Annotated in this window: 9 protein-coding genes and 3 pseudogenes; 7 read left to right on the top strand and 5 right to left on the bottom strand. The window is 68.7% G+C overall.

Annotation, left to right across the window (positions count from 1 at the left end):
• Nucleotides 1-91: 91 nt before the first annotated feature.
• Genes ACFY3N_RS36350 through ACFY3N_RS36340 form a run of 3 tightly spaced genes read right to left on the bottom strand, consistent with a single transcriptional unit; the run spans nt 92 to nt 3121 of the window.
• Nucleotides 92-967: a hypothetical protein gene (locus ACFY3N_RS36350; RefSeq protein ID WP_390821052.1), complete on the bottom strand. Its 876-nt coding sequence runs from the start codon at nt 965-967 to the stop codon at nt 92-94.
• Between the two features lie 53 nt (nt 968-1020).
• Entirely contained in the window at nt 1021-2280 is a 1260-nt protein-coding gene (locus tag ACFY3N_RS36345) for a hypothetical protein (protein ID WP_390821051.1), read from the bottom strand.
• 1 nt (nt 2281) lies between these two features.
• A complete protein-coding gene (locus ACFY3N_RS36340; RefSeq protein WP_390821050.1) occupies nt 2282-3121 on the bottom strand; it encodes an alpha/beta fold hydrolase in 840 nt (279 codons plus the stop codon).
• A 294-nt stretch (nt 3122-3415) separates the two neighbouring features.
• Here ACFY3N_RS36340 and ACFY3N_RS36335 point away from each other — a divergent pair, with 294 nt between their 5' ends.
• The 5 genes and pseudogenes from ACFY3N_RS36335 to ACFY3N_RS36315 all read left to right on the top strand — a co-directional run bounded on the left by ACFY3N_RS36335 (nt 3416) and on the right by ACFY3N_RS36315 (nt 7289).
• Nucleotides 3416-3949: a hypothetical protein gene (locus ACFY3N_RS36335; RefSeq protein WP_390821049.1), complete on the top strand. Its 534-nt coding sequence runs from the start codon at nt 3416-3418 to the stop codon at nt 3947-3949.
• Nucleotides 3950-4126: 177 nt separating this feature from the next.
• Entirely contained in the window at nt 4127-5974 is a 1848-nt protein-coding gene (locus tag ACFY3N_RS36330) for an AMP-binding protein (protein ID WP_390821048.1), read from the top strand.
• A gap of 139 nt (nt 5975-6113) precedes the next feature.
• Nucleotides 6114-6245, top strand: a pseudogene (locus ACFY3N_RS36325) (IS5/IS1182 family transposase); the annotation flags it as partial.
• A 77-nt stretch (nt 6246-6322) separates the two neighbouring features.
• On the top strand, nt 6323-6523 hold the full coding sequence (locus ACFY3N_RS36320; RefSeq protein WP_390821047.1) for a hypothetical protein: 201 nt from the start codon (nt 6323-6325) through the stop codon (nt 6521-6523).
• A gap of 46 nt (nt 6524-6569) precedes the next feature.
• Nucleotides 6570-7289: an IS6 family transposase gene (locus tag ACFY3N_RS36315; RefSeq protein ID WP_390821046.1), complete on the top strand. Its 720-nt coding sequence runs from the start codon at nt 6570-6572 to the stop codon at nt 7287-7289.
• 75 nt (nt 7290-7364) lie between these two features.
• Here the strand turns inward: ACFY3N_RS36315 and ACFY3N_RS36310 are convergent.
• Nucleotides 7365-7517, bottom strand: a pseudogene (locus ACFY3N_RS36310) (GNAT family N-acetyltransferase); the annotation flags it as partial.
• A 336-nt stretch (nt 7518-7853) separates the two neighbouring features.
• On the opposite strand from ACFY3N_RS36310, the gene ACFY3N_RS36305 reads away from it, so the two are divergent.
• Nucleotides 7854-8690, top strand: a complete 837-nt coding sequence (locus ACFY3N_RS36305) for a helix-turn-helix domain-containing protein (RefSeq protein WP_390821053.1) — start codon at nt 7854-7856, stop codon at nt 8688-8690.
• A 36-nt stretch (nt 8691-8726) separates the two neighbouring features.
• Here the strand turns inward: ACFY3N_RS36305 and ACFY3N_RS36300 are convergent.
• A pseudogene (locus tag ACFY3N_RS36300) lies at nt 8727-8986 on the bottom strand (transposase); the annotation flags it as partial.
• 114 nt (nt 8987-9100) lie between these two features.
• Between ACFY3N_RS36300 and ACFY3N_RS36295 the strand changes: the two are divergent.
• On the top strand, nt 9101-9478 hold the full coding sequence (locus ACFY3N_RS36295; RefSeq protein ID WP_390821045.1) for a peptidase inhibitor family I36 protein: 378 nt from the start codon (nt 9101-9103) through the stop codon (nt 9476-9478).
• The last annotated feature ends 127 nt before the right edge of the window (nt 9479-9605 follow it).

Here is a 9605-nt window from a genome sequence, read left to right as displayed (position 1 = left end):
GGACCCTAGACAAGTCCCATCGTTGCAGGTCAGGAGCACTCTCCGCTTATTTGATCAAGCCTCGGACACTCCACCTCGCGAAAGCCCGAGGTTAGCGATGCTCGCTGTCGCCCGCCTCGGCGGCCTGTGCCCGCGGCTGCCGGGCGTTCGGACCGTTGTCCTCCATGACCCGCACGGCTCGGGGCTGGCTCTCACTGAGGCGGTAGAAGTGGAAACGCGAGCCGGTGCCATGGGGTGGAAACGGTTTGGGGACGAGTGTGCGCAGGTGGACCGCGTTCCTACACCAGATGTCGAGGGAGCCGCGGACCACACGGTCACTGGTCTCGACCACCACCAGGCACGGCACGTGGTCGCGGGACCGCTGGATGTGCCCGATGATCTCGGGGACCGGGGGAGAGGTACGTGTCAGGTCGAGACCTTCCGAGGTGAAGGCCCGGCCCCAGGAGGGCTCCACGATGTAGACGTCACGCTCGCTGCGGGCGGGAAGCGCGCCGAGCAGGTCACGATAGTCCGCATGACGGAGACGGACGGTGGAGCCGATACGGTCTAGATTGCGCCAGCCGGCCTCGTGGACGACCGGGTCGAGTTCGGAGGCGTATACGGGGCGGCCCAGGCAGCGGCCGAGGTGGTGACCGATGTTTCCGGAACCGCAGAACAGATCGACGACCATCGCCTCGCCCTCGGCCCCAGGGGTGATGGCCTCGATGTCGGCGATGACGCCGGCGATGGCTACGGGGTGAGGGTCCTTGGTGCACTCGACGGCGGTGCGGCCCAGGAGGCGAATCTCCCGGGCGGCCATCTCGGGGGCGGGGATGCCGTAGAGGGACAGGAACTCGGGGCGGCCGCACATGAGGCGGCCCGCCTCGCACAACTGGTCCGCGGTCAGGAACCGGTTGCGCAGGGGGCCGAGCAGTCGGTTCCTGAGAGCGAAGTAGTCGGCGTGGGCGGGTTCTTCAGAGGCATGCAATCCGTCTCCAGGTGTCGGGAAGGCCAACTGCCGGGCTGGGCGCCGTCGGCCGGTCACTCGCTGCCCCGAGGGGGAAGGATCTTGGCCAGTGCCTCGTGGACCGGCTTACCGCCGAGCAGTCGGCGTAGTTCCTCGACGCCGTGCCGCCGCTGCGCCGGGGTGAGCGAGACATAGTGCTCGATCCGCTCGTTGAACGTTCTGCGAAATACGGTGTAGAGCTCCTCGTCCTCCTGCACGCAGCCGGCGATCTCCACGAGGGCCGCCGTCCCGGTGAAGTCGTCCTCGGGCAACCGGTGGTGCGGCAGGACGTCCGCGAACCGGCCGGCGTTCCGGCCGAAGAGCGTGCCGTCGAGACTGCGCAGGGTGTAGACGTGCGCGTAGTGCTGCTCGTGGATCCCCAGCGGCAACCGGCCGAGGACCATCGACTCGTGGAGTGCCGTGAGCCCGGGGGCGAGCAGGTAGCCGGGCGTGCTCGCCACCGCCCGCAGCAGGTCGCGCTGCGGCAGGAGACGGCAGTCGGCCCGCCGGCCGGCCACCGAGACACTCCGCTCGCGGTGCCCGCCGAAAGGGCCGCCGCAGACCAGGACATGCGAAAACCGGGGCCAGTCCCGCAGCAGGTCGGGGATCCAGTGGTGAAGCAGCCGCAGGTAGTCGTTGTTGACGTCGAAGTCCAGGAGGAAGTTCTTGAACCCGCCGACGTTGATCAGCAAGTCGTACTCCGGTTCGGCGTTGAGCGGGGTGTTCCTCAGCCCTTCGAGGTCGATGATCGGGCCGGTCAGGTGGATCGCGGACCCGGCGCCGAGAGCGGCGAACTCGGCCACGCGCTCGGGGACGCCCGGGAAGTTCTGCACCACGCTGTGCGTGGCGAGCAGATGGGCCGCGACGACACGCTCATGCGGGGAGAGCGCGGCCAGGTGCCGGTCTGCCGCGACGTAGGAGGAACGTGGCAGGGTCGCGCACAGGTCGCGGATCTGGGCCAACGGCCGTCCGAGCCGCCAGAATCCGAACAGGCTGTCCACCATGACCACCGGACGCCGCGCGATGACGGACCGCAGGGCGAGGTCGGCGTCCATGACCGAGATCACCTGGTCGCCGGTCTCCAGCAGGTCGTCGATCAACTCCGCCCCGGCCCTTCCGCGCGTCGCGTCGATCTCGAGGATGGCGTCGAAGGCGTCCGGGTTGCGACGCGTGAACGTCGCCGCCACACCGCTGCCGACGAACACCCGCTCGTGGTGGGGGAGCAGCCGGGAGACCGCGACGAGTTCGGAGGCTGGGCCGAAGCCACAGTTCTGCGCCCCCATCACGATGCGCATGTCAGCCTCCCGCACCGGTGCCGGACGGAGTCGCCGCGCCGGACGGCGCGGTGAACAGCCCGACGAGTCGCCTGGCGAACTCGGCCGGGTATCTCGCGTAGCCGACGTGGCCGCCGGGGAACAGCTTCCGTTCACAGCCGAGCCGCTCCGCCAGGACGACCGCGGGCCGGTGGACGGCGTGGGTGCGCGAGTCGCGACCGCCTGCGACGACGATACGGTCCGCCACCGTCGCCAGCTTGCCGAGGTCGGGCACGAAGCGCGTGACCGGCCTGACGGTGTGGGCCAGGAAGAACGCGGTGTTGTCGTGGGCCTCGGGCAGCGTCGGCGCGGGCCCGTCACCGAACACGAGCTGGAGCCTGCGCAGGGCCGCCGCCACGCCTTCACGGCGGAACGTCTCGTGGACGTCGTCGAAGAACGCCAGATACTCCTCGGCATCCGGCAGCAGTCCCATCGCGGGCGGTTCGTGGGCGATCGTCAAACGGACCCGGTCCTGGCTGCGGACGGCGAGTTCGAGTGCGACGAGCCCGCCTGAGCAACTTCCGAAGACGTACGCGGATTCACCGGGCCCGGTGAGGTGATCGAGCAGGCGGTACGCGTCGTCGGCGTGCTCCTCGATCCGCTGGTCCGTCGGCGGGCCGTCGAGGAGGCTGCGCGAATTGCCGCGCGGGTCGTACGTGATGACGCGATGGTCCGCGGCCAGGACGCCGGCCAGGCGTTTGAAGACGGCCGCGTCGGAGTTGCCGCCCGCGATGAGCAGTACCGGCGATCCCTCCCCGCGCGCTTCGAAATGAAGCCTGGCGCCCGGTACCACCAGTGTGCCGCTCTCCTGTGGATGCATCATCCTCCAGATCCGAAGCCGACGCGGCGCTCCAGGGAGTCGCGAAGACCGCCCGCGGGGGAGAAACGCGCGGAAACCCGCGTCCCGCTCGCCGCGCGCACGGTCCACTGACTCATGCCCGCGTCCCGGGCGGCAAGGGGTGAACCGAACGCGCGGGGGCGTGGCCCAGCGCGCGGTCTTCACGGGGCAGCGCGCGGGGCTTCGCGTACCCCCTCACTGCACCTGCGCGCTCGTCTCACGAACGGGCGTGCCGGGCATCACCCCTATCACGCCGTTCACCCCGAAGGAGGTCGTCTCATGTCCGTCATAAGATCACGAGCACGCTCGACAGTCCTGGCAACCGTCGTCACCGTACTCTGTACCGGCGCACTGGCCGCCGGGCCCGCCCGCGCGGAACCACTCGCGGTGCTGCAGTGCCAGGGAACCGAGTCCGTCGCCTACAGGCCGGGGATCACCTTCCAACCGCGGGACGTCGACGTCACCACCGACGGGCGTCTCGGGTCGTGCGTCGACGGCGCGGGTGAGGTGACGAGCGGTGCGTACGGGGAGCGGTTCACCCTCCACGCGGGGTGCAACGATCTCCTCGGCGGATTCCAAGGTCCTCGGACCTTCACGTGGAGCACCGGCGACACCAGCGTCATCGAGGCCGAAGGCAGCAGTACCGCGGTCGCCGGGCAGGTGGTCACCACGCTCACCGGGACCGTCGTCCAGGGCCGCTTCCAGGGCCGCTCGGCGATCCAGGTCATCGTCCTTCCGCAGCCGGGACTGCTGCAGTGTCTGTCCACCGGTGTCACGGGCGCGACCGGAACGACGACGCTCACCATCGTCTGAGGCCGCCGCGGCCGGTCACCGGACGCGGACCGATGGAGGAGGGGCAGGCCGACTCCCCGGTTCCGGCCGTGGCGCCCGCCGCACGGGTTCGGGACGCGAGTGGTCCCGCCGCCGGTGCCACCCTCTGCCCGAGCCGCCCCCCACCAGAAGGTTTTCTCGACCCCTGAGGAGAGCCGATTGCCGGACATCGACGACGTGCGAAGAGTTCTCTCCGAGCTGGGCATCGAACAGGAACTCCTGCGCGAGGACGCGCTCTTGCGCGCCGATCTCGGGCTCGACTCGGTCGACATCACGCAATTGGAGATCGAGTTCTCCGAGCGACTCGGCACCCGCGTCGACCTCTGGAGCGAGCATGACTGTACGCTGCGGCAGCTCGCCGACGCCTTGGGTGGGCACGGGCCGGACCCTCGGGTGTCGGCGGACTACCGGAGCCGCGGTTGGTGGTCCCCGGACCTGTTGGACGAACTGGTTCTGGCCACCCGCGGGCATCGGGGCCGCTGTGAGGCACTCGTCGGCGACGGCCGGGTTCTCACCTGGTCCGAACTGGACGCCGCGGTGTCAGGCTGCGCCGCTCGTTTGGCGCGCTGCGGAACGCGCCCCGGCGAGAACGTACTCGTACAACTCCCCAACCAGCCCCAGCTCGTCATCCTCGTGCTCGCCCTGATACGACTCGGCGCCCGTCCGGTCCTCGCGCCGCCGACGCTGCGCGAACACGAACTCGCTCCCGTGCTGTCCTCGGTACGTCCGGCAGCGATGGCCGTACCCGTTCGGCAAGCCCGTTTCGACCACCTTCGATTCGCCGAAGAACTCCGCGAACGCCATCCTTTCGTGCGGAACCTGCTGGTCTCCGGCGGCGTCGACCCGGCGTGCGGCCATCTGGACCTCGACGAGTTCGCCGTGGCCGAGGAGGCGGCTCCCGTGGCGGGCAGGCACCGGCGCCCCTCGGACATCGCCCTGTTCCTGCTGTCGAGCGGCACTACCGGCGCGCCCAAGCCCATCCCCCGTACGCACGAGGCGTTCGGCCATGTCATCCGTGCCTCGGCGGCTGCGTCGGCGCTGACACCGGACTCGGTCTACCTCGCGGTCCTGCCCGTGACGCACAGCTTCGCCTTCGGCCACCCCGGAATCCTCGGCGCACTTGTCCACGGAGGGAAGGCCGTGCTCGGCGCACCCGGCGATCCCGTCGGCGCGATGGCGCTGATCGAGCGGGAACGCGTCACGCACTGCGCGCTGACCCCTGCGGTCGCCCGCCAGTGGCTCACCGTGCATGCCGCCTCTCACGGGCCCGACCTGTCGAGCCTGGAAGTACTGCAGGTTGGCGGAGCCCGCCTGGACGAACAGACAGCCAGGCAGCTCGGCGACGCCTTCGGCTGCCGGATCCAGCAGGTGTACGGAATGAGCGAGGGACTGCTGAACCTCTCCCGGCTCGACGACCCCCCGGAGGTGGTGTTCTCCACCCAAGGGCGACCCGTCTCACCGGGGGACGAGACTCTCGTGGTGGATGGCCGGGACCGCCCCGTCGCCGACGGGGAAACGGGCGAGCTTCTGGCCCGGGGGCCTGGCGTCATCACGGCCTACCACGGCGACACGGACACCGCTTTGTTCACCTCCGACGGCTTCTACCGCACCGGTGACCTGGTCCACCGCCATCCCTCGGGCAACTTCGTGGTCGTCGGGCGCGTCAAGGACGTGATCAACCGTGGCGGCGAGAAGATCCCGGCGGGCGAACTGGAAGCTCTGGTCCAGAGGCATCCCGGCGTGCGCGCCGCCGCAGCCGTCCCGATGCCCCACCGAGTCCTGGGCGAAACGGTGTGCCTGTACGTCGTCGACGGCGAGGAGGGATCTGCGACGCTGCGGGAGATCCGCCGCTTCCTCGAGGACTGCGGACTGGCCCCGTTCAAACTGCCCGAGCGCGTCGTCAGGGTGCCGACACTGCCTCTGACCGGAACGGGCAAGATTGACAAGACGCGGTTGCGCGAGGACATCGCGAACCGGGTGGAAGCCGAGCGCGAAGTTTCCCCATGATCTCGGACACGTGATCGTTGTGCCGCGAGTGGGCCCTTTCCAACCTGACGGATGAGCACGTCAGTTGGGCTGGCAGGCAGATGAAGCCCCTGGTAGGTGGGTTTTCGACCAAGAAATCCGTTTCCACTACAGGCTTCGTGTGCTTGTCTGCCCGTCCGGCAACGACGTGTCCAGCTCTGCCCTGCGCTTCTTGTCCGCCAAGCTCCGCCGGTACCGCCGGGAGTTCGGCACCTGGTGGCGGCGTCTGAGCCCCGGCCGACAGGCTCTGCTCATGCGCCGTTCAGAAATGTGTCGCTGCGGGTCGTGGAGGTCTGGTGGCGCTCGGGGTCGCCTGGGACGATGCCATGGGTGATCGTCTCGCTGGTGTATTGGGCGACGAGGAAGCTGCTGTCGGTCCCGGCTGTGCTCCTGCGCCGACAGGTGGCCGAAGACGCCGAACTCTTGGTCCTACGGCACGAGAACGCGGCGCTGCGTCGACAGCTCGCGGGCCCGGTGCGCTACGAGCCGGCGGACCGGTTGTGGTTCGCGGGGCACTGTCACGTCGGCTGACCGGGTGGGATGATCTTCGGGTTGATCGCGTTGGGAAGGATCGTCCGTGGGGAGTGCGTCGCCGTCGTACAAGGGGCATCGCTACCCGCTCGAGGCCATCTCCCACTGCGTGTGGCTGTACTTCCGCTTTCAGCTGTCGTTCCGCGAGGTGGAGGAGCTGATGCTCCAGCGCGGCGTCATCGTCTCGTACGAGACCGCGCGCCGCTGGTGCGCCAAGTTTGTTCAGGCGTATGCGAACGGGCTGCGCAGCCGCCGGCCCCGGCCCGGGGACAAATGGCATGCGGACGAGGTGTTCATCAAGGTCAACGGCGAGCTGAAGTATCTGTGGCGAGCCGTCGACTCCGACGGCAACGTCCTGGACGTCCTCACGCAGAACCGGCGGGACAAGGCCACCGCCCGGCGTTTCTTCCACCGTCTGCTGAAGAAGACGCGTGCGGTGCCGCGGGTGGTCGTCACCGACGAGCTGCGCTCCTACAGCGCCGCCCACCGCGAGGTCATGCCCTCGGTCGAGCACCACTGTCACAAGGGATTGAACAACCGGGCCGAGAACAGCCACCAGCCCACGCGGCAGCACGAACGCGCGATGAAGGGCTTCCGCTCCGTGGGCGGGGCGCAGAGGTTCCTGTCCGCGTTCAGCGGCATCCCACCGCACTTCCGGCCCCGCCGTCACCTGATGCCCGCACCTCACTACCGACCCGAGATGACCGTCCGCTTCGCCATCTGGGACCAGGCCACCGGCGTCGTCGGCCGGCCCGCCGAGGCCTGAGCCCGGAACCGGAACCCGGCTCCACCACACACGACACGCCGACAGGCACTCGCACACCCAACAACGTGACAGCGCCATCACCCAGGTGTGCGCCGGAGCGAACCCGTCCCGCAGTCGCTGCCGCACTCGTTGATCGTCATACCGCCCGAGCCGTTCCAGATCTGCCCGCAGCACCACGGCCCGCAGCTCGGCAACCGCCTCGACGTCCGCAACCGCAGCCAGCCGAATCCCTCAGTCCAACATGATCGTCAGACTACCGCGCCAAGCTCCTCTCGCCCCCGTTGGCCTCCTGACTCAGGGGTTGTGCTGCGCCTTGCAGCCCTCTCTGCACGGCCCCTGCGGCGTGGCCGCGCACCGGCACGCCAGCGGCCGCGTGCCCGGTTCTACCCTCCGCGGATGCGACGGCTGTGTCGCAATGCCGACGCAGCCGGTTCGAGCATCGTGGACCTGCGTAGCTTCAGGCTGTCCCTATCTCAGGACTTCTTGAGCCCATGCTCGGGTGTATAGAAGTAGAGACCCTGGATGGTGATCTTCCTGGGCTGGGCGGCTCGTACACTGACGAAGATGGAGGATCACACGGGCACCGGGATCGGTGCGCGTCCGGCGCCCGTCTTGCGGGAGTACGTCGACTGGTATGTCGGCTTCGACCTCCGCGGGCTCCCGACGGGGGTGCACTGCGGCCCGCCGAGCCGCGCGCTCACTGCGGTGATCAGTCTGTCAGATCTTTTGGAGGTGGCGGCGGGCGTTGACGACGGGTCACCGGTCACCCGATTCGGCAGCGTGGCCGGCGGTCTGATGTGCCGGTCCGTCGCGATTCATCACGACGGACGCCAGCAAGGTGTTCAGGTATCGCTGACACCGCTCGGGGCCCGGGCCATCTACGGCATGCCGTCCGCCGAGCTCGCCCACCGACTGGTCCCACTTGACGAGCTTCTCGGAGTGCTTGCTGTTGAGCTGGTCGACCGGCTCCGATCGGCGACAACATGGGCGGCGCGGGTCACCGTGCTGGACGAATTGCTTCTCCGAGCTGTCGGCCGTGGCGCCTGCGGCGACCATGTGCGTTGGGCGCGCCCCGAGGTGGCCGAGGCATGGCGTCGCCTCGTCGCCGCGCGGGGTTGCGTCCAGGTGGGTGCGGTCGCCGCGGAACTCGGCTGGAGCCGTCGGTACCTCACCGAGCGGTTTCGCGGTGAGGTGGGCCTGTCGCCGAAGACCTTCGCCCGAGTCTTGCGCCTTGAGCACGCGCACGAACTGGCGGCGGCACAGGACCCGCTCCCGTGGGGCGATGTGGCAACCGTCTCCGGCTACGCCGACCAGGCCCATCTCGTGCGGGACTGGCGCGAGTTCACGGGCCGGTCGCCGACGGCCTGGCGTCGCAGCGAAGTCCTCCTCGGAGCCGGGTAGCCGCTACTGAGGTTGAACTCGTGATGTCGCCTCGTGTCAGGTGGGTCGGATGGTCAGGCCGGTCTCCGCGAGGCAGCCGTCGATAGGTGGCTGCGGTACTGGATGTGCCGCAGCCCGCGTCGGACGGTCTGGACGAGGTGTTCGGGGGTGCTGAAGGCGACGTTCGAGAGCCAGCCGCGTCGCAGGAGCGACCAGATCCCCTCGACGGGGTTGAGGTCGGGTGCGTAGGGCGGCAGTTAGTAGACGGTCAGCCAGTCCCGGGTTTCGGCGAACTTGCGCAGGCTGGCAGCTTTATGGTGGAACCGTATGCGTGCGCAAGCCGTTTATGACTGCATGCCCTTGAAGAAGAGGGACAGTAGGCGGCTGCACCATGGCCGCGCTTCCACGGGCAACGACGGGAAGAAGTACTCATGAAACTGACATTCAAGACCTCGGTAGTAGGAGCAGTCCTCGCCTTCACCGCCGTACTGGCGGCTCCGGGAACCGCATCGGCTGATGAACCCGTGACCCGCTGTGAAGAAGGCCAGATCTGCCTCTACGACGGCCACAACCTCACCGGGAGCAACCTGCAGCTCCAGTACCGGGTGGACATCCCCAACCTCGGCTGGGCGTGGAACGACCGGGCCAGCTCGGTGTGGAACCGCGGCGAGGGGTTCGTCTGCATCTACACCGATGCCGACTACCGCGGCTACCACTACACCATAATGCCGGGTGAGAAGCAGGAACTTCTGTTCCTCTACGACAACGCAGTGAGTTCCCTCGAGTACGGCGGCTGCGGGGCCCCCTGAGCCGGCTGACCGACCCGAACCCGCTACTGAATTTGTCGGCGTGATGTCGTCAGGGTGAGTCCGGTTGCGGCGAGGCATCCGTCGATGGTTTCGCTGCGGTACTGGAGTTCGCGGAGGGTGCGGCGCA

The sequence above is a fragment of the Streptomyces sp. NPDC000348 genome, from assembly GCF_042898795.1.
Taxonomy (GTDB): domain Bacteria; phylum Actinomycetota; class Actinomycetes; order Streptomycetales; family Streptomycetaceae; genus Streptomyces.
Note: the sequence above shows the minus strand (reverse complement) of the source record. Positions and strands in the feature narration are given on the sequence as shown.

What these genes read in the sequence shown, in the direction of transcription:
- ACFY3N_RS36305 (WP_390821053.1), top strand. Translation starts at nt 7,854, where the DNA reads ATGGAGGATCACACGGGCACCGGGATCGGTGCGCGTCCGGCGCCCGTC.
- ACFY3N_RS36295 (WP_390821045.1), top strand. Translation starts at nt 9,101, where the DNA reads ATGAAACTGACATTCAAGACCTCGGTAGTAGGAGCAGTCCTCGCCTTC.
- ACFY3N_RS36345 (WP_390821051.1), bottom strand. Translation starts at nt 2,280, where the DNA reads ATGCGCATCGTGATGGGGGCGCAGAACTGTGGCTTCGGCCCAGCCTCC.
- ACFY3N_RS36335 (WP_390821049.1), top strand. Translation starts at nt 3,416, where the DNA reads ATGTCCGTCATAAGATCACGAGCACGCTCGACAGTCCTGGCAACCGTC.
- ACFY3N_RS36340 (WP_390821050.1), bottom strand. Translation starts at nt 3,121, where the DNA reads ATGATGCATCCACAGGAGAGCGGCACACTGGTGGTACCGGGCGCCAGG.